This is a genomic window from Mesorhizobium sp. 10J20-29 (assembly GCF_054130485.1).
Genome location: NZ_CP199156.1, coordinates 2,431,364 through 2,453,967, shown reverse-complemented (window position 1 = coordinate 2,453,967; position 22,604 = coordinate 2,431,364). Strand labels below are relative to the sequence as shown.

General features: G+C 64.9%; 21 protein-coding genes. 6 read left to right on the top strand and 15 right to left on the bottom strand.

Annotated features, from left to right (window positions below; genetic code table 11):
- Positions 1 to 6: 6 nt before the first annotated feature.
- Positions 7 to 618, top strand: a complete 612-nt coding sequence (locus ACT2BZ_RS11780; RefSeq protein WP_457941157.1) for a pyridoxamine 5'-phosphate oxidase family protein — start codon at positions 7 to 9, stop codon at positions 616 to 618.
- A 38-nt stretch (positions 619 to 656) separates the two neighbouring features.
- Here ACT2BZ_RS11780 and ACT2BZ_RS11775 read toward each other — a convergent pair whose 3' ends face one another.
- Entirely contained in the window at positions 657 to 1,862 is a 1,206-nt protein-coding gene (locus ACT2BZ_RS11775; RefSeq protein WP_457941156.1) for a hypothetical protein, read from the bottom strand.
- A 52-nt stretch (positions 1,863 to 1,914) separates the two neighbouring features.
- The gene (locus ACT2BZ_RS11770) at positions 1,915 to 3,717 is read right to left on the bottom strand and encodes an IlvD/Edd family dehydratase (protein WP_457941155.1); all 1,803 of its coding nucleotides are present in this window, start codon (positions 3,715 to 3,717) and stop codon (positions 1,915 to 1,917) included.
- Between the two features lie 210 nt (positions 3,718 to 3,927).
- Between ACT2BZ_RS11770 and ACT2BZ_RS11765 the strand changes: the two genes are divergently transcribed.
- The gene (locus ACT2BZ_RS11765) at positions 3,928 to 4,380 is read left to right on the top strand and encodes an SRPBCC family protein (protein WP_457941154.1); all 453 of its coding nucleotides are present in this window, start codon (positions 3,928 to 3,930) and stop codon (positions 4,378 to 4,380) included.
- 42 nt (positions 4,381 to 4,422) lie between these two features.
- Here the strand turns inward: ACT2BZ_RS11765 and ACT2BZ_RS11760 are convergent, their stop codons facing one another.
- The 11 genes from ACT2BZ_RS11760 to ACT2BZ_RS11710 all read right to left on the bottom strand — a co-directional run bounded on the left by ACT2BZ_RS11760 (position 4,423) and on the right by ACT2BZ_RS11710 (position 16,272).
- Entirely contained in the window at positions 4,423 to 5,577 is a 1,155-nt protein-coding gene (locus tag ACT2BZ_RS11760) for an Mrp/NBP35 family ATP-binding protein (RefSeq protein ID WP_457941153.1), read from the bottom strand.
- Positions 5,578 to 5,691: 114 nt separating this feature from the next.
- Positions 5,692 to 6,765, bottom strand: a complete 1,074-nt coding sequence (locus ACT2BZ_RS11755) for an NAD(P)/FAD-dependent oxidoreductase (RefSeq protein WP_457941152.1) — start codon at positions 6,763 to 6,765, stop codon at positions 5,692 to 5,694.
- A 108-nt stretch (positions 6,766 to 6,873) separates the two neighbouring features.
- Positions 6,874 to 7,260 carry a hypothetical protein gene (locus tag ACT2BZ_RS11750; RefSeq protein WP_457941151.1) on the bottom strand — a complete coding sequence of 129 codons (387 nt, stop codon included), beginning with the start codon at positions 7,258 to 7,260 and terminating at the stop codon, positions 6,874 to 6,876.
- 377 nt (positions 7,261 to 7,637) lie between these two features.
- Positions 7,638 to 8,498, bottom strand: coding sequence for a sugar phosphate isomerase/epimerase family protein (locus ACT2BZ_RS11745; RefSeq protein ID WP_457941150.1), 861 nt, complete (start codon positions 8,496 to 8,498; stop codon positions 7,638 to 7,640).
- A gap of 90 nt (positions 8,499 to 8,588) precedes the next feature.
- A complete protein-coding gene (locus tag ACT2BZ_RS11740; RefSeq protein WP_457941149.1) occupies positions 8,589 to 9,416 on the bottom strand; it encodes an SPFH domain-containing protein in 828 nt (275 codons plus the stop codon).
- A gap of 256 nt (positions 9,417 to 9,672) precedes the next feature.
- The gene (locus ACT2BZ_RS11735; RefSeq protein WP_457941148.1) at positions 9,673 to 11,097 is read right to left on the bottom strand and encodes a gamma-aminobutyraldehyde dehydrogenase; all 1,425 of its coding nucleotides are present in this window, start codon (positions 11,095 to 11,097) and stop codon (positions 9,673 to 9,675) included.
- Positions 11,098 to 11,109: 12 nt separating this feature from the next.
- Positions 11,110 to 11,922 carry an ABC transporter permease gene (locus ACT2BZ_RS11730; protein ID WP_457941147.1) on the bottom strand — a complete coding sequence of 271 codons (813 nt, stop codon included), beginning with the start codon at positions 11,920 to 11,922 and terminating at the stop codon, positions 11,110 to 11,112.
- On the bottom strand, positions 11,912 to 12,862 hold the full coding sequence (locus ACT2BZ_RS11725; protein WP_457941146.1) for an ABC transporter permease: 951 nt from the start codon (positions 12,860 to 12,862) through the stop codon (positions 11,912 to 11,914). The genes ACT2BZ_RS11730 and ACT2BZ_RS11725 overlap by 11 nt, the downstream gene beginning before the upstream one ends.
- Complete coding sequence (locus ACT2BZ_RS11720) at positions 12,859 to 13,857, bottom strand: ABC transporter ATP-binding protein (RefSeq protein ID WP_457941145.1); 999 nt, start codon at positions 13,855 to 13,857, stop codon at positions 12,859 to 12,861. Before ACT2BZ_RS11720 ends, ACT2BZ_RS11725 begins: the two co-directional genes overlap by 4 nt.
- A gap of 193 nt (positions 13,858 to 14,050) precedes the next feature.
- Positions 14,051 to 15,208: an ABC transporter substrate-binding protein gene (locus ACT2BZ_RS11715; RefSeq protein ID WP_457941144.1), complete on the bottom strand. Its 1,158-nt coding sequence runs from the start codon at positions 15,206 to 15,208 to the stop codon at positions 14,051 to 14,053.
- Between the two features lie 125 nt (positions 15,209 to 15,333).
- Positions 15,334 to 16,272 carry a LysR family transcriptional regulator gene (locus tag ACT2BZ_RS11710; protein ID WP_457941283.1) on the bottom strand — a complete coding sequence of 313 codons (939 nt, stop codon included), beginning with the start codon at positions 16,270 to 16,272 and terminating at the stop codon, positions 15,334 to 15,336.
- Positions 16,273 to 16,359: 87 nt separating this feature from the next.
- On the opposite strand from ACT2BZ_RS11710, the gene ACT2BZ_RS11705 reads away from it, so the two are divergent.
- Positions 16,360 to 16,809: an Rrf2 family transcriptional regulator gene (locus ACT2BZ_RS11705; RefSeq protein ID WP_457941143.1), complete on the top strand. Its 450-nt coding sequence runs from the start codon at positions 16,360 to 16,362 to the stop codon at positions 16,807 to 16,809.
- A complete protein-coding gene (locus ACT2BZ_RS11700) occupies positions 16,799 to 17,704 on the top strand; it encodes an NAD(P)/FAD-dependent oxidoreductase (RefSeq protein ID WP_457941142.1) in 906 nt (301 codons plus the stop codon). Before ACT2BZ_RS11705 ends, ACT2BZ_RS11700 begins: the two co-directional genes overlap by 11 nt.
- 42 nt (positions 17,705 to 17,746) lie before the next feature.
- On the opposite strand, the gene ACT2BZ_RS11695 is transcribed toward ACT2BZ_RS11700, so the two are convergent.
- Together ACT2BZ_RS11695 and ACT2BZ_RS11690 are read right to left on the bottom strand one after the other, a co-directional pair.
- Positions 17,747 to 18,118, bottom strand: a complete 372-nt coding sequence (locus tag ACT2BZ_RS11695) for a YegP family protein (RefSeq protein WP_457941141.1) — start codon at positions 18,116 to 18,118, stop codon at positions 17,747 to 17,749.
- 93 nt (positions 18,119 to 18,211) lie between these two features.
- Entirely contained in the window at positions 18,212 to 18,994 is a 783-nt protein-coding gene (locus tag ACT2BZ_RS11690) for a DeoR/GlpR family DNA-binding transcription regulator (protein WP_457941140.1), read from the bottom strand.
- Positions 18,995 to 19,254: 260 nt separating this feature from the next.
- Between ACT2BZ_RS11690 and ACT2BZ_RS11685 the strand changes: the two genes are divergently transcribed.
- Together ACT2BZ_RS11685 and ACT2BZ_RS11680 are read left to right on the top strand one after the other, a co-directional pair.
- A complete protein-coding gene (locus ACT2BZ_RS11685; RefSeq protein WP_457941139.1) occupies positions 19,255 to 20,145 on the top strand; it encodes a phosphotransferase in 891 nt (296 codons plus the stop codon).
- Complete coding sequence (locus ACT2BZ_RS11680; protein ID WP_457941138.1) at positions 20,142 to 22,583, top strand: GcvT family protein; 2,442 nt, start codon at positions 20,142 to 20,144, stop codon at positions 22,581 to 22,583. The genes ACT2BZ_RS11685 and ACT2BZ_RS11680 overlap by 4 nt, the downstream gene beginning before the upstream one ends.
- Positions 22,584 to 22,604 lie beyond the last annotated feature (21 nt).

Here is a 22,604-nt window from a genome sequence, read left to right as displayed (position 1 = left end):
GGAGCAATGACTTCCGTCTATTCGAGCGACGTGGCATTCACGCCATCCGTGAAGGCAATCCAGGCGCGCAAGGGTTCGCGCCAGGGCTATGCACATATGGAGGAAAAGGGCGGCTGGGCTACGCATATTCCCGACGATCTCAAGGCATTCGTCGAAGCACAGACCAGCGTGTTTCTGGCAACGGTGAACGCAGAAGGACAGCCCTACATCCAGCATCGCGGCGGACCGGCTGGCTTTCTGCGGGTGATCGACGAACAGACCATCGGCTTCGTCGATTACGCGGGAAACCGGCAGTACATCACCGCCGGAAACCTTGCTGAAAACGCCAAGGCGCATCTGTTTCTCATCGACTACGCCAACAGGCGGCGGGTGAAGATCTGGGGCACGGCCAGGGTGGTAGAGGGCGATGAGGAATTGATCGACAGGCTGATGCCCGAGCACTACCGGGCCCGCCCCGAACAGGTGGTTCTGTTCACCGTGACGGCCTGGGACGCCAATTGCCCGCAACATATCCCGCAGCGCTTCGAGGCGGCCGACGTCGCGGCGGCCCTGGCAGAACGCGACAAGCGTATCGCAGCGCTGGAGGTCGAGGTGGCGAGATTGAGCGCGCCCGCGTGACGGGCGACCGGCATCACGCCGGTGGCGAGTCGTCGCCTCTATTCGACAGAAGTGCCGAAGACCGCGATCAGGACTCCGAGCAGCGACAGTGCCAGATAGGCAGGTGCCCGGCGTCGATGGCCGGCGCTGCGCCAGGCGGCCGCGGCGGCGATCAACGCCTGCAGCGCGTAATACAGCGCAAAGGCGCGCGATGCGAAGCTGATGATCTGAAAGACATCGAGCGACCAGGTCAGCAGCAACCCGACACCGACGAGCAGTGCATAGGCCATCCTGGCAGGCACGGTTCCCCGGGTAAGCTCGCTGATCAGCCCGCCCGACCCGCTGGTGTCGGCAACCGCAGCGCTGAACTGGGCGCTTAGGGCTGCCGCGACCAGCAGGACAGGAAGAACTGGCGCCACGATTTCCATCATCGTGATGATCGCCGTTTCATCCAGAGCGAGCGCCTTTGGTGGCAGGGCGAAGGACAGAAAGCCGATATAGATCATGTAGATGAGCGTCGAAATGCCCTGAGCCCAAAGCATCGACCTTATGCGCATCCCGGTTGAATAGCTGGCGCCGAGATAGCGCGAGGTCTCGAAACCCTGCACGGTGACGATCAACCCGAAGGCCAGGGTAATGCCTGCCCACCCCGTCAGAGCCGGTGGATCGAGTACCAGTTCGCCCGCTCCGGCCTGCCGGAAGAAGATGCAGCCAAGCCCGACCAGCAAGCCCCCGATAATGGCAAGCTTGATGCCGACGGACACTTGCTCCATTCGCTCGAGCGCCTTGAAGCCGCGCGTCCAGCCGACCACCAGGATCAGCAGCAGCACCCCGCTGGTGAGCATCTTGGCATGCTGATCGTCATTGACCGGCGTCAGGCTGACGCCGAACGCACCGAACAGGTTGAGGTAGTAGGCAACCGAAATGAAGTAGGCGAAGGCGAGAGCCCAGGAGGCAAGCGTTTCGACCCGGACCTCCAGTTCAGGCCGCTTGTCTACCTCGCGGTCGATGACTTCGATGTTGAAGCGAATGGCGCTGCCGAATGCCCATGCGACGGCGCATAGCGCCGCCATGACCAGCGGCGCATACATGCCGTAGGAAGCATCGAGGATAGGCCCCAGAACCAGGAAACCGCTGCCGATGATCGAGGCAAGCGGCGTGATGGTCGCCCGCCAGGTCGGCGCCCGGGCCAGTCGTGGATAGACGAGAAGTGCCGCCACCGCGAGGGTGGCGAGCAGAACCAGAGCGTTTTGCATGCCCGGCATGGCTACGTGCGGACGGGCTTGCCGATTGAGCTAAGCCCGACCGCCTCGTGCGTCAGTGGTTGTCCCTCGGCACGCCTCTGGTGTGGGCGACGTCCTGGTACTTGATTGCCGGCTTCAGCACCATGCCTTCCGAAAACTGGTCGACGATGCCGCGCTGGATCTCCTGCCAGGGGGTCTGGTGTTCCGGGTACTTGTAGCCGCCATTGTTCTGCAGTTCGGCGCGGCGACGCGTGATCTCGTCATCGGTGACCAGGATGTCGGCCGTGCCCTTGCGCAGATCGATCCGGACGCGGTCGCCGGTCCTGACCAGCGCCAGCCCGCCGCCGATGGCGGCTTCAGGGGAGGCATTGAGGATCGACGGCGACCCCGAAGTGCCCGACTGGCGGCCGTCGCCGACGCAGGCGAGAGCGTGAATGCCCTTCTTGATGAGGTAGGCCGGCGGCTGCATGTTGACGACTTCCGCACCGCCAGGATAGCCGACCGGACCGGCGCCGCGCATGAACAGGATGCTGTGCTCGTCGATTTCCTCTGCGGGATCGTCGATGCGGGCGTGGTAGTCCTCCGGACCGTCGAAGACCACGGCGTTGCCCTCGAATGCCTCCGGATCCTTGGGGTTGGAGAGGTAGCGCTGGCGGAATTCGGGCGACACGCCGCTGATCTTCATGATGGCGCTGTCGAAGAGATTACCCTTCAGGTTGATGAAGCCGGCGTCCGCCATCAGCGGCTTGCCGGCGGAATAGATCACGTCGGGATTCTCGTTGGTGACGTTCTGGCAGTTCTCGCCCATCGACTTGCCATTGACGGTAAGGGCACCGGGATGCGGCAGCAGGCCGCCCTTCATCAGTTCCATGACGACGGCCGGAACGCCGCCCGCATGGTGGTAGTCCTCACCGAGGTATTCGCCGGAGGGTTGCAGATTGACGAGCAGCGGGATCTTGTGGCCGACCTTCTGCCAGTCGTCATTGTCGAGCTTGACGCCGAGGTGACGGGCGATGGCGTTGAGGTGGATCGGCGCGTTGGTGGAACCGCCGATCGCCGAGTTGACGACGATGGCGTTCTCGAAGGCTTCGCGTGTCATGATCTGCGAAGGCTTCAGGTCCTCGTGGACCATGTCGACGATGCGCTTTCCGGTCTCGTAAGCGACCTGGCCGCGCTCGCGGTAGGGCGCGGGAATTGCCGCCGATCCCGGAAGCTGCATGCCGAGGGCCTCTGCCAGCGAGTTCATGGTGGTCGCCGTGCCCATCGTGTTGCAGTAGCCGACGGACGGCGCCGAGGAAGCAACGATGTCCATGAATTCATCATAGCCGATCTCGCCGGCCGACAGGCGCTGGCGCGATTCCCAGACGATGGTGCCCGAACCGGTGCGCTTGCCCTTGTGCCAGCCGTTCAGCATCGGGCCGACCGACAGCGCGATCGCCGGAATGTTGACGGTCGCAGCGGCCATGAGCAGCGCCGGGGTGGTCTTGTCGCAGCCGATTGTCAGGACGACGCCGTCGAGCGGATAGCCGTAGAGCACCTCCACGAGCGAGAGGTAGGCTAGGTTGCGGTCGAGCGCTGCGGTGGGGCGCTTGCCGGTTTCCTGGATCGGGTGGCAGGGAAACTCGAAGGGCACGCCGCCAGCCGCCTCGATGCCGGCGCGCACGCGCTTGGCAAGCTCAAGATGGTGGCGGTTGCAGGGCGACAGGTCGGAGCCGGTCTGGGCGATGCCGATGAGCGGCTTGCCGGACTGCAGTTCCTCGCGCGTCAACCCAAAATTGAGATAGCGCTCCAGATAGAGCGCCGTCATGCCCGGATTGTCGGGATTGTTGAACCATTCCTGCGAACGGAATTTCTTCGTGGTGGTCGGGCCTGTCATGATGGTCTCCGGAATGCTGCCCCGCATCGATATGACAAGGACACTGCCGCAGCAAGGGGGCGCGGACGGCGGGCGTCCGCGAATTGTCTCTTTTGTCGGACAAATAGCATCTTTTTGGAATTTTCACGCGAACATTGCTGCACTTTGGTGCGATAGACAGGGGCAGAGCGCTGCGCTACGGGTTCGGCCAAACGGATGCTGGAGAGACAGATGGCGTTGGTGATCGAAGGTGAAGAGCGCGTCGACGCGCCTGTGGAAAAAGTCTGGGCGGCCCTCAACGATCCCGACACGCTGCAGACGTGCATTCCGGGGTGCCAGAGCCTCGAGAAGAAGTCCGACACCGAGCTGGCGGCCAAGGTCGTGCTGAAGGTCGGGCCGATCAAGGCGACCTTTGCCGGCGAGGTGACGCTGAGCAATCTCAACCCGCCGCACTCCTATACAATTACCGGCGAAGGCAAGGGCGGCATTGCGGGCTTCGCCAAGGGCGGCGCCGACGTGGTGCTGGTCGAGGAAAGCCCGGGTGTGACGCTGCTCAAGTACACCGCCAAGGCCGATGTCGGCGGCAAGATGGCGCAGCTCGGCAGCCGTCTGATGGAGTCGACCTCGAAGAAGCTTGCCGGCCAGTTCTTCTCGACGCTGAACGAGAAGGTCAGCGCCGCCTAGCGTGGCGCTGCCAACCCTGACATCACGTAAGCCAACGCTTACCTAATCGAAGACGATGCTCGGCGCCGAGGCTTCGGAGGCGCCGCGTTCCTGTTCGACGCGTTCCCAGACCTTCCTGGCGATGTCGACATAGATCCTGGCTTCCGGACCGTCCGGCTTCGATACCACGACAGGGGCGCCGGAATCGGACGTCTCGCGGATCTCCATCTGCAGCGGCACCTCGCCGAGGAACGGCACGCCGAGCCGCTGGGCCTCGCGGCGCGCGCCGCCGTGACCGAAGATGTCGTAGCGCTTGCCGGTGTCGGGAGCGATGAAGTAGCTCATGTTCTCGACGATGCCGAGCAGCGGAACGTCGACCTTGCGGAACATGGCGAGACCCTTGCGGGCGTCGATCAGCGCAAGATCCTGCGGCGTCGAGACGATGACTGCGCCGGCGAGCGGCACCTGCTGCGCCATGGTCAGTTGTGCGTCGCCGGTGCCCGGCGGCATGTCGACGACAAGCACGTCGAGCTCGCCCCATTCGACCTCGCGCAGCATCTGCGCCAGCGCCGACATGACCATGGGGCCGCGCCAGATCATCGGCGTCTCGGCGTCGACGAGGAAGCCCATGGACATCACCTTGACGCCATAATTTTCCATCGGCCGCATGACCTTGCCGTCGACTGTCTGCGGCCGGCCCTGGATGCCCAGCAGGCGCGGCATGGAGGGGCCGTAGATGTCGGCATCGAGGATGCCGACCTTGAGCCCGGTAGTCGCGAGGCCGAGCGCGATGTTTACGGCGGTGGTCGATTTGCCGACGCCACCCTTGCCCGAGGCAACGGCGATGATGGCGCCGATGCCGGGGACGCCGCGCTTGCCGGAAGTCGACGAGGCTGCTGATTGGCGCGGCGCGGCGGGAGCCGGAGAAGCGGCCGGCCGCGGCTGGACCGCGGCTTCCATGCCGCCGCCCTTCTTCTCGGCGGTCAGGGCCACCATGGCCCCTGCAACGCCCGGGATCGCCTTGACGACCCGCTCCGCAGCGGCGCGCAACGGCTCCATTTCCTGCGCGCGGGCGGCCGGAACGGTGATCGAGAAGAACACCTTGCCATCGGCGATGAATATCTCCGAGACCATGCCGAGCGATACGATATCGCCGCTGCCGTCCGGAGCATCGACTGTCGCGAGGCGTTCGAGGACGGCCTCCTTGGTAATGGTCATCTCAACCTGCCACCTTTGTGAGGGTCTCAGATAGTGCATCCGGGGCGGCGAACCAAGCCGCCAGGAAGCTGGCGAGGCGGAAGCTCGGCGCGCTCCAGCGTGCGGCCAGCCGGATCAGCCAAGGCGGTCCGGACCGTAAGGCGACAGGAGGCCGCTTCTTTCGCCGGAAAGAATCTCCGCGGCGGCGAAGAGCCCGACGGCCGGGGTGAGCGTGACGCCGGAATGCATGACCGATACGTAGAGGCCGCCCGTCCCGGCAGGACGACCGATGACCGGAAACCCGTCGGACGGCGTCGGCCGATAGCCGACGGTGTGAAAGTCGAGGGCCAGGTGGTCGGCGCCCGCCAGCATCGCCCTGACCTCGGCGAACAGCGCCTGGGCGGTCGCGGCCGCATCGGCACCCGGCTCGGCGCCGCCGAAATCCGAGCCCGCGACGATGCGGCCCTCGGCAGTCTGGCGGACATGCGCGACCTCGCCGATCACCAGCCCGTTAAGCAGGGGGGCGTGCGGCTTCGAATGGACGAGCAGGCCTGGCGGCGTCTCAACGGGCAGGGCAACGCCAATGCCGGCAAGCAGTTCGGAACTGCCGGTTCCGGCAGCGATGACCACCTCGTCGGCGGCAAGCCTGCCCTCGTCGGTCAACACACCGACCACGCGGCCGCTCCCGAGCGTCAGGGTGCGCACCGGGGTCGTCATGCGCAAGACGGCGCCGCGCCGCTCGGCGTCAGCAAGCAGCGCAAGGGTCGTCGCGATCGGTTCGGCAGCCCCCTCACCGGCGACATGCAGTGCCTGTTCTGGCGGACGGGCAAGTGCTGGCTCGATGCGGGCAGCCTCTGCGGCGTCGACGCGCCGGATGCCGTAGCCCCAGCCGCCATGCTCGCGGGCGAAGTCCTCCAGTTGGTCGGGCGGCAGGTCGTAGCAGAGCGAGCCGCACCAGCGGAGCGGAATGCCGGGCACCTCGGCCGCAAGCCTGGTCCATTCAGCCATCGAGCGGGTGCGCAGGTCGAAATAGGGTTTCGGGTTGCCCCAGCTGGCGTTGATCCAGGCAAAGGAATTGGGCGTCGCGACGCCGCCTCCGCGGTCGGCGGAAACTACCGTGACACGGGCGCCGTCCCGAGCCAGGTGCCAGGCGATCGAGGCGCCGATGATGCCGGCACCGACGACAATAACGTGTTTCTGAACTGCCAAACCGAACCTCCTGGGTCGGACCATGACTATTGGCTCGGCGAAGCCGGGGCAATGGCCCAGATTCGCGGCCGGTACGCGCCTGGGGCCGGATTGGTTCGGAGCCGCGCGCTACCCCTTCGTCGCCTTAACGAAGACGAAGTCCCCGCCTTCATGGCCGACCTTTTCGAGCGGGCGGTATTGCGGCTCCTGGTCTGCATTGGCCGACACCTGGCGGATGATGAAATCGTCGAACAGCTCGCGCGCCGAAAACGCCTCATGATCCATCTGCTCGAGGCCGGTGATGAGTGCGCGGGCAAAGACGGAATGGCCCTGGCCGCCCAGGTCCTGGACCGGCTCGTTGTTGCCAGAGGTGATGACGATGCGGGAGCGGCGCGACTGCAGCTTCAGCATGACCTGCGTGCGCTCCGCCTCGTCGAAGCTTTCCTCATCCGCCGGACCGCCGCGAAGCAGGGCGCCGGAATGGCGTGCGTGCGGGGCGCATGGCCCAGCGTGCAAGTCGCGCCGGGACCCTGGAGCCTCCGGTGGTCTATCAGCGGTTCGGTGAGGCCGGGGCTATGGACCCGCGCGGCGTCGTAGTACAGCCTGATGGCGTTGTTCAGCGCAGCGGCGCGCTCGGCCCGCTCAGCGGCGAGCCTCTCCTGTTCTTGCTTCTCGCCGGCCGGGTCGAGCACGGCAAATCCCGCTTGCGCGGTCGAGCCCAAACATGCGAGCACACCACAGGCGATCGCAGCCAGCAGGATTCCAGTCCTGTTTCGCATCTTGCCACCCTTGCCCTGCCGGACGTTCTCGTCCGGTCCTGTCCCGATCCTGAAGCATGCAGGCCAGTGTGGCCAACATGTGATCGCAATGCGGGGCGCGCTTGCCGAACGCGGCTATCTCGCCTTCGGCGCCTTCTTCCAGTGGTCGCGGATGTGGCTGTAGCCTTCCCGGTAGACAGCTTCCGGGCTTTCGGCGAAGTCGCGCCAGACTTTTGTCGCCGCGGCGAGGTCCTTGAGGCCGCGGCCGAAGGCCTCGATGGTCAGCCAGTCATCGTAGCCGCTCTGGCGGATGGCGGCAAAAGTCTTCTTCCACGGGATGTTGCCGCGGCCCGGCACGCCACGGTCATTCTCCGAGATGTGGATATGGGCGAAGTGCTTGACGTGTTTCGTATAAGCCGTGATCGGGTCGGCTTCCTCGATATTGGCGTGGAAGGTGTCGTACATGCCCTTGATGGCGGGGTGGTCGATCTCGTCGAGATGCTCGGCGAGGTCGGCCATGGTGTTGAGCAGATAACACTCGAAGCGGTTCAGCGCCTCAAGCCCGATGGTCACCCCCTGCTTGCCGGCATGGTCGCCGATGGCACGCTGCGAGGAGACGGAGCGCTTCTTCTCGGCGCGCGTCGGACCCTCGCCGGAAAAGGCGCCGAGCGTCGAATGAAGCGGGCCCGACAACCGGTCGGCGCCTAGCGCGTTGGCGCAGTCGATGGCCCATTTCATGTAGGCGATGCCCTTCCGGCGCGTCGCGGCGTCGGGCGAAATCAGGTTCATCGACGGATCGCCCATGGCCGAAACGGATGTGCGCTCGAGGCCGATCTTGTCGAGCATCTCGCCGAGGCGCCTGTAGTCGTCCGGCGTGCCCTCGAAGATCGGGATCTCGACGCCGTCATAGCCGGTGGCCTTGATATCCTTGAGCAGGTTCTTGTGCTTCGCCGTGACGCTGGTCGTCCACAGGAACATGCAGAAGCCGATTTTCATGACGATCCCCTCCCCGAAATCTGGTCCGACCAGATTGCAGGTTTCGGGCCGTCAGGCAAGCCGCACCAATTGTCCTCGTCGATGTAAGGCCTAGCGCCCGACGTTGAGAACGGGGCTCGATTCCTTTTCGGAGGTCATCACTACTAGCAAGCTGTTGATGAGATCGGCCTTCTTGTCGTCGGAAACGGCGACGCCGGAACTCTTGTCGAAATGCAGCATCACCTCGTCGATGATGGCGAGCGCGTTTTCGACCATGTAGCGCCGCGCCTGGAAGATGGCGACCGCCTGCTGGCGCTTCAGCATGGCGCCGGCAATCTCGGACGCATAGGCGAGATGGGTCAGCCGCGCCTCGTCGACATGGATGCCGGCGACGGCGAGCTTGACCTGCAGCGTCGTCTGCAACTGCTCGGCGACCTCGTCGATATTGCCACGCAAGGATTGCTCGGTCTCGGAATCGTAGGGGTAGTGCGCAGCCAGCGCCCGGATGGCGCTGTCGCTCTGGTTGCCCACGAAGGTCTTGTACTCGTCGACATTGAAACTCGCCTGCGCGGCGTCGGTAACGCGCCACACGACGACGGCGCCGATCTCGATCGGGTTGCCGTTGCGGTCGTTGACCTTGAGATGGTCTGTGACGAAGTTGACCAGCTTCAGCGGAATTCTGGTCTTCGACGAGAACGGGACGGTGTAGAGAAAGCCGCTCTTCTTGAGCGTACCGACGTAGCGGCCGAAGAAGGTAACAACCTTGGCGTCATTCGGCTGGATGATGGTGAAGCCGCTGGCGAAGAGAAGACCGACGACGGCAATCGGGATGATGAGCGGCCACAAAAACAGGGCCGCCACGCCCATCGTCACCAGCCAGACGAAGAGCAGTGGAAAACCGCCGACGCTGAAGGCGTCCCTGTCGCTGATGGTCTGCATAATCGTTCCCCCGATGAATCAAACCGCGGAACGAAGCTACTGTTGATATCCTAACATTCAGTACGGCGTGGCCTCAGGCCGCGGGGAGGATGTGTCGGCTGTTGCTACCGGAGACGCAGGATGCAGGCCGGAGCGCTTCGCCGACGTGTTCGGGAAGACGGGGCAGAGCCGGACGCCGCCTACCCCTCACCCGGATTTCCAGGTCGATTTGCCATAGCGGCAAATCAGAGAGTCGGACCTCTCCCGCAAGGGGCCTTCAGTGCGCCACCATCACATGGCGGACGGCCGTGTAGTCCTCCAGCGCGTAGACCGACATGTCCTTGCCGTAGCCGGACTGCTTCAGGCCGCCATGCGGCATCTCGTTGGTCAGCATGAAATGCGTGTTGATCCAGGTGCAGCCATATTGCAGGCGGGCCGCCGTCGACATGGCGCGCGAAATGTCCTTGGTCCAGACCGACGAGGCGAGGCCGTAGTCGCTGTCATTGGCCCAGGTGACGGCCTCGTCGACCTCGGAAAAGCGGGTGACCGAGACGACCGGGCCGAAGACTTCGCGGCGGACGATCTCGTCGTCCTGCAAGGCGCCGGCGACCACGGTCGGCTGGTAGTAGAAGCCGGTGCCGTCGCCGACCTTGCCGCCGGTAGTGATGTCGATGTGCTTGAGCTCGGAGGCGCGCTCGACGAAGGAGGCGACGCGGTCGCGCTGACGCCTCGAGATCAGCGGGCCAATCTCGTTGGCGGTGTCGTCGGGGTCGTCGTAGTGGATGGTGGAGACCGCGGACGACAGGTCGGCAACGAGCTTCTCGTAGACCTTCTTGCCGGCATAGACGCGGCAGGCCGCCGTGCAGTCCTGCCCGGCATTGTAGTAGCCAAAGGCGCGCAGGCCGGCGACCACGGCATCGATGTCGGCGTCGTCGAAGACGATGACCGGGGCCTTGCCGCCGAGTTCCAGATGCGTGCGCTTGACGGATCTGGCGGCCGCTTCCAGCACCTTCTTGCCGGTGGCGATATCGCCGGTGATCGAGATCATGTTGACCTTGGGATGGTTGATCAGCGCGTTGCCGACGGTGATGCCGCGACCGAGCACGACATTGACGACGCCCTCGGGCAGGATGTCGGCCATGATCCTGGCCAGCTTCAGCGCCGTCAGCGGGGTCTGCTCGGAGGGCTTGAACACGACGGTGTTGCCGCCGCCAATGGCCGGCGCGAGCTTCCAGGCCATCATCATCAGCGGGTAGTTCCACGGCGCGATGGAGGCGACGATGCCGATCGGGTCGCGGCGTATCATCGAGGTGTGGCCGGAGAGATATTCACCGGCGACGACGCCCGGCATGGAGCGGACGGCGCCGGCGAAGAAGCGGTAGCAGTCGACGATGGCCGGGATTTCGTCGTTGAGGACGGCGTTCACCGGCTTGCCGCAGTTCAACGCCTCCAGTGCCGCGAATTCCTTCGCCTCGGCCTCGATGCGCTCGGCGATCTTGAGCAGGTAGACCGAGCGTTGTGCCGGCGTCGTGCGCGACCAGGTGACGAAGGCTTTTTCGGCTGCCGAGACGGCCGCCTCGATCTGGCTTTCGGAGGCTTCCGGCAGGTCCAGGATGCTGGCGCCGGTGCGCGGGTTGAGCACGGCTTCACCAGCTTCGGTTCCGGCCTCGAATTTCGAGCCGATCAGCATCTGGGTGTCCATGAAAGATCCTCCTTATTTACCGGAACCGGCGATCTGGTCGCCGTCGCGGGTGAGATAGTAGGCAGCAAGAATGGGCAGCAGCGTCACCAGCACGACGACCATTGCCACGACATTGGTGACCGGGCGCTGGCGCGGGCGCACCAGTTCCTCGAGCATCCAGATCGGCAGGGTCTGCTGCTGCCCGGCAGTGAAGGTTGTGACGATGACCTCGTCGAAAGAGAGCGCAAAGGCCAGCATGCCGCCAGCGACCAATGCGGTGCCGATGTTGGGCAGGATGACATGGCGGAACGTCTGGAAACCATCGGCGCCGAGGTCCATCGAGGCCTCGACCAGCGAGCCGGAGACGCGGCGGAAACGGGCGACGGCGTTGTTGTAGACGACGACCACGCAGAAGGTGGCGTGACCGAGGATGATGGTCCAGGTCGAGAAGGGAATGTCGGCGAGGTTGAAGGCCGAGCGCAGCGCGATGCCGGTGATGATGCCGGGCAGCGCGATGGGCAGGATCACCAGCAGCGAGATGGTCTCGCGGCCGAAGAACCTGGTGCGACTGACGGCGGCGGCGCAGAGCGTGCCGAGGATCATCGCGATGACCGTGGAGATGGCCGCGACCTTGATCGACAGGGTCAGCGCCTGCCAGACATCCGGCCGGTTCCAGGTGACGGCGAACCATTGCAGGGTGAGGCCCGGCGGCGGCCACTGGTAGCTGCGCTCCTCGGTGGTGAAGGCGTAGACGAAGATCAAGAGCAGCGGCAGGTGCAGGAAAGCGAGGCCGGCGGCGGCGGCGATCTTCAGGCCGAGCGGGGCGGACTGGCGGTCAGAGCGCATCGAAGGCTCCCATGCGCTTGGCGCCCCAGAGATAGAAGCCCATGACGACGATGGGCACGACGGTGAAGGCGGCGGCGAGCGGAATGTTGCCGGCCGTGCCCTGGTGCGCATAGACCGCCTGGCCGATGAAGAGGTGCGAGGTGCCGACGATCTGCGGGATGATGTAGTCGCCCAATGTCAGCGAGAAGGTGAAGATCGAGCCGGCGACGATGCCGGGCAATGCCAGCGGGAACAGCACGTTGCGAAAGGTCTGGCCCGGCGTTGCGCCGAGATCGGACGAGGCCTCGACGAGGTTTTGCGGCACGCGCTCGAGGGCAGCCTGCACCGGCAGGATCATGAAGGGCAGCCAGACATAGAGGAAGACGATGAAGGTGCCGGTGAAGGAGACCGACAGCGAGTTGCCGCCGACGATGGGCAGCGATAGCCAGGCGTCGATCAGCCAGGTCAAATGCAGTTTGGCGAACAGCCAGGTGAGGATGCCTTCCTTGGCGAGGATCAGCTTCCACGCGTAGACCTTGACCAGATAGCTGGACCACAGCGGCAGCATCACGCCGAGGTAGAACAGCGCCTTCCACTTGCCGCGCGCATAACGGGCCGCGAAATAGGCGATGGGGAAAGCGACGACCGCGGCCGCGAGCGTGACCATGGCCGCCATCGAGACCGTCCGCACGATGATGTCGATGTTGGAGGGCCGCAGCAGTTCGCCATAGGTCTTGAAGGTGAACTCGCGATTGATGAGGCCGGAAAACTCGTCGATCGAGAAGAAGCTCTGCAGAAGCAGCGCGAAGAGCGAGCCGAGATAGACGATGCCGAGCCACAGCACCGGCGGCGTCAGCAGCAGCACCAGCAGCACGGTCGGCTTGCGCCACAGCGTATCCGACAGGCTGCCGCGAAGCCCGCCACGCTCCGGCAGGATGGCCGATGCTTGTGCGAGGCTCATCGCCCGCCCTCGTCCATCAGATGCAGGTCGTCGCGGGCAAAGCCGATGTGGACGGGCTTGCCCTCGGCGGGGAAGGGTTCGCCGGCCGGCAGAACGGCGTTGATGCGCTGGCCCTCGACGTCGAGGCCAAGCCGGGTCGTGCCGCCGAGATAGGCGCTGGAGATGACAGTGGCCGCGATGCTTCCGGGACCCTGTTCGACGAGGCGCACGGCCTCAGGCCGCAGGCTCGCCCAACGCTTCTCGCCGGTATGACGCAATACGAAGTCTGGGGGCAGCACGTTGGACGAGCCGACGAAGTCGGCGACAAAGCGCGAATTCGGCGTCTTATAGATCTCTTCCGGCGTGCCGACCTGCATGACCTTGCCATGGTCGAAGACGGCAATGCGGTCGGCCATCGACAGGGCCTCGCCCTGGTCGTGGGTGACGAAGACGAAGGTGATGCCGAGCGACTTCTGCAGGGCCTTCAGCTCTTCCTGCATGTTCTCGCGCAGCTTGAGGTCGAGCGCGCCGAGCGGTTCGTCGAGCAGCAGCACTTTCGGCCGATTGACCAGGGCGCGGGCGAGCGCGACGCGCTGGCGCTGGCCGCCGGAAAGCTGGCCGGGACGGCGCGCGCCGTAGCCGGGAAGCTTGACGAGTTCGAGCGCCTCATCCGCGGCGCGCCGGCGCTCCGCCTTTGCGACGCCCTTGACCATCAGCCCGTAGGCGACGTTGTCGGTGACGTTGAGATGCGGAAAGAGCGCGTAGTCCTGGAACACCGTGTTGACGTTGCGGCGGTAGGGCGGAACGTCCTCGGCGCGTTCGCCGAAGATCGACAGGCGGCCGGCGGTCGGCCGCTCGAAACCGGCGATCAGACGCAGGCAGGTCGTCTTGCCCGAACCGGACGGCCCGAGCATGGCGAAGAACTCGCCTTCACGGATGTCGAGATCGACCGCGTCAACGGCCTTTACGGTGCCGAAATGACGCGAGATCTTCTCGAAGGCGACAGCTGTGGTCATGTACCGATCACCGGAATCACAGTCTCCCTATCCGGCCGCTGCGCGGCCAGCCCCTCCCCGAGGGGGAGAGGAGGGAGCGATGTTGCAAGGGCAGCCGACCGGTCGTGCCGATCAGCCCGACGCGGGTCGGAGCACGCAAAAGCGCGTCTCCGGCCCGTCGCCTGTGACGGCCTCCTGCGCGGAGGCCGGGATGCTAGCGGCCGCCGATGACGCCGATGTAGTCCGACACCCAGCGGTAATAGGGCACGCACTGGTCATTCTGGCTGGCGCATTTCGAGGTCGGCGTGGTCCAGAAATGGACCTTCTCGAAATTGTCCATGCCGTTGGTGGTGCAGCCCTCGGCCGTCTGCATGCCGCGGCCATCGGTACAGGCGGCGGGAACCGAGGGGTTGGCGCCGAACCAGACCGACAGGTCGCTCTGCAGGTTGGAGGCCAGCGAATGCTCCATCCACATGTAGGCGCAGTTCGGGTTGGCGCTGTCGACATGCATCATGGTGGTGTCGGCCCAGCCGGTGACGCCCTCTTCCGGGAAGACCGATGCAATCGGCTGCTTCTCGCTCTTCAGGATGTTGACCTGGAACGGCCAAGAGCCGGAGGCGACGACGCCTTCGTTCTTGAAGTCGTCCATCTGGATGAAGGCGTCGTGCCAGTAACGGCCGACCAGCGTGCGCTGGACGCGCAGCAGGTCGAGGGCTGCCTTGTACTGATCCTCGTTGAGCTCGTAGGGGCTCTTGATGCCGAGCTCGGGCTTGTGGGTCATCAGGTAGAGTGCCGCATCGGCGACGTGGATCGGGCCGTCATAGGCCTGCACGCGGCCCTTGTTGGTCTTGCCGTCGGGGAGATCCATTTCCTCGAAGACGACGTTCCAGCTGGTCGGCGCTTCCTTGAATGTGTCGGTGTTGTACATCAGCACGTTCGGGCCCCACATGTAGGGGACGCCGTAGTGCACGCCGTCGACCGTGTGCCAGGGAGCATCCTTGAGGCGGTCGTCGACCGTCGACCAGCTCTTGATGAGGTCGATGTTGATCGGCTGGACACGCTTGCCGGCAATGAGGCGCAGTGAGGCGTCGCCCGATGCGGTGACGAGGTCGAAGCCGCCCTCGTTCATCAGCGCGACCATCTCGTCGGACGTGTTGGCGGTCTTGACGTTGGCCTTGCAGCCGGAGGCCTCCTCAAACTTGGTGACCCAGTCGAAAGCCTTGTCGGTTTCGCCGCGCTCGATATAGCCGGCCCACGCGACGATGTTGACCTGCCCCTCGCCGGCGCCGATCTCCTTGATTTGGGCCATGGCCTGGCCGGTGAAGCTCACTGCAAGCGCGATCGCGGTGCAGGATTTCAGGAATGATTTCATGGCTACGTCTCCCATTGGCGGGGCCGCTCTGGAACGGCGGCATGATCCCCGAACCGGAAAGGTTGCGCGAAACATCCGGTTTCACAAATTCATTTATCAGAAAGCCGATATCGGCAAAACCGATATCAGATCGGCCGATCCGAAAAGCCGGAGCGCGGACGCTGGCGAACGGTACGCTGCGACTGGGCGATGCCGATGAAGTCGCGCGCGGCCTGTGGCAGGCCCGAACCGCGGCGCCAGACCATGCCGACCTGGACGACCGGCAGGGATCCCGAAATATCGCGCGACTCGATGCGGTCGCCCTCGAGCGACCAGGGGCGGTAGACGAGGTCGGGCAACAGCGCCACGCCGGCGCCGGTGGCGACTAGGCTGCGCACCGCCTCGACCGAGCGGGTGCGGAAGGCGACGTGCGGGCGGGCGCCAAGCGCCGACAGGAGCTTGCCGGTGTTCTCCTCGATCTCATCGACCGACAGCATGATCAGCGGCTCGTCGGCGATGTCGCCGACATTGATGATCTCGGCCGAGGCGAGCGCGTGGCCGAGCGGCAGCCAGAGCCGATAGGAAGAGACTTCGAGGATTTCGGACTGCAGCGCCAGACGGTCGCGCAAGTTGGAGATGACCATGACGGCGATATCGAGCTTGCCGCCGACCAGCAGGTGCTCGAGGTAGTCGCCATTGTCCTCGATGGCCGAAATCTCGACCGCCGGGTGGGCGCGCCGGTAACGGGCCAGCAGGTCGGACAGCACGTAGCCGGCGACGAGCGAGGTGACGCCGAGTTGCAGCCGGCCGGTCGTCGCCTCCCTGCCGCCAAAGAAGCTGCGCCTGGCGTCCGACACGTCAGCCAGGATTTTTGTCGCGTGACGCAGGAACTGGTGACCCTTGTGGGTGATGTTGAGGCCGCGCGGGTGGCGCTCGAAGAGCTCGATGCCGAGATCGCTCTCCAGTTCCTTGATCGCTTGGGTGACCGAGGATTGCGAGATCGACAGGTTCTGGGCGGCGCGTGAAATCGTGCCCTGCTCGGCAACGGCGACGAAATACTGCAACTGCCGGAATGTGAAGGCCATGACGCGACTAAACACGCAAGAGGCCGCGATGGGAAGGCGTGCCAGCAAGGGCTTGACCAGCGCTCGATTCGTAACTATTAAAGTTACATGAAACGCAACAGCCGCCTATCCTCCATGCTTCACATCCTGGTCCACATGGCCCCCAGCCGCGACGAAGCTATGACATCCGAGCAACTGGCCGGCTTCGTTCACACCAATGCAGTCGTCATCCGCCGCGCCTTTGCCGGATTGCGCGAGGCCGGAATCGTTGCCTCGGCACGCGGCCATGGAGGTGGGTGGCAGCTGGCCAAGGCACCCGAGACGATCTCGCTGGCAGAAATCTGCACCGCTCTTGGCGAAAGCCTGCTGCCTTTCGGCACAGAACCGGAAGCACCCGGATGCCTTGTAGAGCAGGCGGTGATCGGGGCGCTCGACGAGTTTCGCCGCGACGCCGAGAAGCTGCTTGCCGAAAAACTCAGCCGCGTGTCGCTGGCCGATATCGCCGCGACAGTAGGACCCAATATGCAACTGACAGGAGCCCACAACAATGCATCATGATGCAATCATCATCGGCGGCAGTTTCGCCGGCCTGTCGGCCGCCACGCAACTGGCGCGCGCCAGGCGCAGCGTGCTGGTGATCGATGCCGGAGAGCCGCGCAACCGGTTTGCCGAGCACGCGCACGGATTCCTCGCTCAGGATGGCGAGCCGCCCTCGGCGATCCTGAACAAGGCGCGGCGCCAGCTAGCGGCCTACCCGACAGCAAGGATGATCAACGGCCGGGCGACGCTGGCCGCCAAGGCAGACGGCGGCTTCGAGGTAACCGTTGGCGACCAGGCAGGTTTCACCGGGTCGAGACTGATCCTGGCCACCGGCATAACCGACGAACTCCCGGACATTCCGGGCCTTGCCGAGCGGTGGGGCAAGACGGTGATCCACTGCCCCTACTGCCACGGCTATGAATTCGGTGGCGGTCCGCTCGGCGTACTGGCAACGGGCGCGCCTTCGATCCACCAGGCGCTGGTCGTCGCGGACTGGGGCGATACGACCCTCTTCTGCGCCGGAGCGTTCCGACCCGACGCATCACAAACCGAACAGCTTCGCCAGCGCGGCGTGGCGATCGAGACGATACCGCTGACCAGCATCGAAGACGGTCCTAACGGCGGAATCTCGGCCCGGCTGGATGACGGCACGCACAGGACCATGCGCGGCCTGTTCGTCGCGCCGCGTTCGCGCATGGCAGGGCGTGCCGCCGAGCAGTTGGGCTGCGAGATGACGGAAGGCATGCTCGGGCCGCTCATCAAGGTCGACGACATGCGACGGACCAGCATTCCAGGCTGCTTCGCAGCCGGCGATGCGGCCCAGCCAGCGCAAAGCATCCCATTTGCGGTGTCCACCGGCGCATTCGCGGGCCTCGCCGCGCACCAGTCCTTGATGTTCGGCCTGCCCATCTGAGGTGACAGGGGCGATACTCCCTGTCACGACCCCGGAACCGGTTCAGGCGGTAGCGTCTTCGGCGACCGCGTCCGGCATGTTCTTCTTGCAGGAGGCGATGCAGTTCTTGGCGCTTGACTTCGATGTGTAGCTCTCGGAAATCACCATCGGCTCGCCATTCGCAGCGACGAAGCGGACCATGAACTGATCGTCCTTCGTGCTGGCGATCTCGAAACGATAGCCTTTGGCAGTCTCGTCGTTGGTCAAGTCAGCGACCGCGGCATCCGGCGCATTCTTCTTCAAGGATTCGATGCAGTTCTTTGCGCTTGCCTTGCCCTTGTAGCTCTCGGACCAGACCATGACTTCCGAATTATACAGAAACTGGACGCCAAACTGATCGGTCTTGCGATCGGTGATCTTGAACTTGTAACCCATGTATTCCGGCTCCTCTCCGTTTGCCCGCTCCTTATTGGACATCATGGCGCGCGAGACAAGCCTGAATGGCCGCCTTCGACCATAGTTGCAGGTTCATGCAGCGGGGTGGCGCGGCCCGGTTGCGACCAGCAGGCCGGTGCCCGCCTGCTCAAGCGCGGCGACGATTTCGGGCGGCGGCGCCCGGTCGGTGGCGAGTTCGCTGAAGCCGTCGAAACCGCAGACCTGCACCAGCCCCTGACGGCCGAACTTGGTGTGGTCGGTGACGACCACGGAGCGCGTGCCGCGCGACAACACGACGCGCGCGAACTCGGCCTCCTCCAGAACGAAATCCATGACGCCATTCTCGGCGTTCACGGCGCCTGCCGAAATGACCGCGTGGTTCATCGAGAAGCGGCTGACGAACTCGATGGCCGAGACGCCGAAGGCCGCGCCTGAATCGCTGCGCAGCTCGCCGCCGGTCATGTAGACCTTGTTGCCGTTGACGGTGGCGAGCGTGCGGGCAATGTCCGACGAGTTGGTGACGACGGTGAGCCGGCGGTGACCGAGCAACTCGCGGGCGAGGAAGCTCGTCGTGGTGCCGGTGTCGAGCATCACGGATTCGCCATCGCGGATGGTAGCGGCCACCTGGCGGGCGATGGCGCGCTTGGCCTCGGCGTTCTCGCGCATGCGGCGCTCGAAGGGCGCCTCGCCGATCAGCGACGGCAGCCCGATGGCGCCATGCATCTTCAGGACGGCGCCGTTGCGGGTGAGCGGCTTGACGTCGCGGCGCACCGTTTCCAGGGAAACGTTCAGCTTGCGGGCGAGGCTGGCGATGGTGACCGTGCCCTCCTCCTGCAGCAGCCGCAATATTTCTCCATGCCGCTTGGAATGCTTCATCGCTCGGTCAGTCCTCCACGGCGTCCGGGGCCGGTCGCCGGCGACATTCAAGCATGTCCGATGCGTCTGTGGAAGCCGGGCAGAAACGGGCAAAAAAGCTACGAAAGCCACAAATACGCATTGACATTGCGACGGCGGCCAGCCGACATTGCCGGCGTCTTGCACAGCCGCGATCCGCGCCATGAAGGGCGGACGGCCAACCGTCGAGGATGCCTCTTGATCACCAACGCCGGCCGACAGGCACAATCGGGACGGCGCAGGTGAGTGCGACCGAGGCACGTATCCGGGCACTACCCCTCTGGAACGGCTCCCTGAGCATCGAGCCCCTGAAGGGCGGCCTCAGCAATGAAAGCTTTCTTGTCGCCGACGCCAACGGCAAGCATGTCGTACGGTTCGGGCGCGACTTCCCCTTCCACCATGTCTATCGCGAACGCGAGATCATGACCGCGCGTGCGGCGAGCGAAGCCGGCTTCGCGCCGGCCGTCGAATATGCCGAACCCGGCGTCATGGTGTCGGCGTTTCTCGGCGCCAAGACCTATGACGGCGACGACGTGCGCGAGAACCGCATCCGCATCGCCAGGCTGATGCGCGACTTCCATACCGAGATGCCAAAGCACGTGTCGGGCGCGGGCTTCATGTTCTGGGTATTCCACGTCATCCGCGACTATGCCCGGTCGCTCGAGGCGGGCAGCAGCCGGATGACCCCTCACCTGCCGTCCTATCTCGCGCTCGCCGACGAGTTGGAGAAGGTGCAGGCGCCGCTGCCGGTGGTGTTCGGCCACAACGACCTGTTGCCGGCCAATTTCCTCGATGACGGGGAAAAACTCTGGCTGATCGATTTCGAGTATGCCGGCTTCAACACGGCGATGTTCGACCTCGCCGGGGCCGCCTCCAACGCCGGCATGACGGGAGAAGAGTCCGACCAGTTGCTGACCGCCTATTTCGGACATGAACCGGACGAAAAGCTGCGCCGCTCTCACGCCGCCATGCAATGCGCCTCTCTGCTGCGCGAGGCAATGTGGAGCATGATCTCGGAACTGCACCTCGCCGCGCCCGGGGCGGATTACGAAGCCTACACCGCGGAGAACCTGGCGCGCCTCGAGGCGGCGCTGGAGAGCTATCGCACCACCTACGGAAAGCTGCCGACATGACGCTGCCAAGCCACGCCCAGATCGTCGTCATCGGCGGCGGTATCATCGGCTGTTCGACGGCCTATCACCTGGCGCGCGACCACAAGGCCGACGTGGTGCTGCTCGAACAGGGCAAGCTGACCTCGGGCTCGACCTGGCATGCCGCCGGCCTCGTGGGACAGCTGCGGTCGTCGGCCTCGATCACCAAGGTGCTGAAATATTCCGTCGACCTCTACAAGCAGCTCGAGGCCGAGACCGGCTTGGCGACCGGCTGGAAGATGACGGGCTGCCTGCGGCTCGCCACCAACCAGGACCGCTGGACGGAATACAAGCGGTTGGCGACGACGGCAAAAAGCTTCGGCATGGACATGCAGCTGGTGTCGCCGGAGGAGGTGAAGAAGATGTGGCCGCTGATGGAGACCTCCGATCTCGTCGGCGCCTCCTGGCTGCCGACAGACGGACAGGCGAGCCCGTCCGACATCACCCAGTCGCTCGCCAAGGGCGCGCGCATGCATGGCGCCAAGATTCACGAGGAGGTGCGCGTCACCGGCTTCGAGATGAGCGGCAGGCGCATCACCGCCGTGAAGACGAACAAGGGCGACATCGCCTGCGACATGGTCGTGAACTGCGCCGGGCAATGGGCGCGGCAGGTCGGCGCGATGGCCGGCATCAACGTGCCGCTGCAGCCGGTCAAGCATCAGTACATCATCACCGAGAAGATCGACGGGCTGGCGAGTGACGCGCCGACGATCCGCGATCCCGACCGGCGCACCTATTTCAAGGAAGAGGTCGGCGGGCTGGTGATGGGCGGCTACGAGCCCAACCCGCAGGCCTGGACGACGGGCGACGTGCCCAACGACTGGGAGTTCCGCCTGTTCGACGACGATTTTGACCATTTCGAGCAGCATATGGAACAGGCGATGGCGCGCATCCCGGCGCTGGAGACCGCCGGCGTCAAACAAATGATCAACGGGCCGGAGAGCTTTACGCCCGACGGCAACTTCATCCTCGGCGCCGCGCCCGAATGCGCCAATATGTATGTCGGCGCAGGCTTCAACGCCTTTGGCATCGCCTCGGGCGGCGGCGCCGGCTGGGTGCTGGCCGAGTGGACCATGGCCGGCGAGGCGCCGCTCGATCTCTGGGTCGTCGATATCCGCCGCTTCTCCGACATGCACCGCGACCGGCAATGGGTTTGCGATCGCACGCTCGAGGCCTATGGCAAGCATTACACGATCGGCTTTCCGCACGAGGAGTACGATTCGGGCCGGCCGCGCATCGTGTCGCCACTCTACGAAAGGCTGAAGAAGCACAACGCCGTGTTCGGGTCGAAGCTCGGCTGGGAACGGCCGAACTGGTTCGCGCCCGACGGCATGGAGCCCAGGGACGTCTATTCCATGGGCCGGCAGAACTGGTTCGAAACAGTCGGCGACGAGCACCGGCACGTGCGCGAGAAGGTCGGCATCTTCGACCAGTCGTCCTTCGCCAAGTACGAGATGGCGGGCAGGGATGCGCAGAAGGCGCTCGACTGGATCTGCGCCAATGACGTGTCGAAGCCTGCCGGGCGGCTGACCTACACGCAGCTTCTCAACACGCGCGGCGGCATCGAGGCCGACCTGACCGTGGCGCGGCTGGCGGAGGACAGGTTCTACATCGTCACCGGAACCGGTTTCCGCACGCACGACCTCGCCTGGATCCAGGACCACATCGACGACGAACTCGATGCCGGACTGGTCGACGTCACGGAGAGGTTCGGGACGCTGTCGCTGATGGGGCCGCGGGCACGCGACGTGCTTGCGGCGGTGACAAAAGCCGATGTCTCGAACGAGGCCTTCCCCTTCGGCCATGTACGAGAGATCGAGATTGCCGGCGCGACGGTGCGCGCGCTGCGCGTCACCTATGTCGGCGAACTCGGCTGGGAACTGCATATACCGATCGGCGCGACCGGCGAGGTGTTCGACGCGCTGATGGCGGCGGGCAAGGCGCATGACATCAGGCCGATCGGCTACCGGGCGCTGGAATCGCTGCGGCTCGAAAAGGGCTACCGTGCCTGGGGGGCCGACATCACGCCGAACGACACGCCCTTCGAGGCCGGGCTCGGCTGGGCCGTCAAGCTGCGCAAGAACACCGACTTCGTCGGGCGCGAGGCGCTAGGCAAGATCACCGGAGCGGCGCTGACGAAACGCTTTGCCGGCTTCACGGTCGAAGATCCGGGGGTCGTGCTGCTCGGCCGCGAGACGATCCTGCGCAACGGCGAGCCGGTCGGCTACCTGACCAGCGGCGGCTACGGCTCCACGGCGGGCAAGAGCATCGGCTACGGCTATGTCCGCAACGCCGACGGCGTCAGCGACGAATTTCTCGCATCAGGTGACTACGAACTGGTGGTCGCGATGGAGCGCACAAGGGCGGCGATCCATCTCGAACCGCTCTACGATCCGAAGGCGGAGCGGGTGAAGGCCTAGGCCCTCCATGCAGATGCGCCT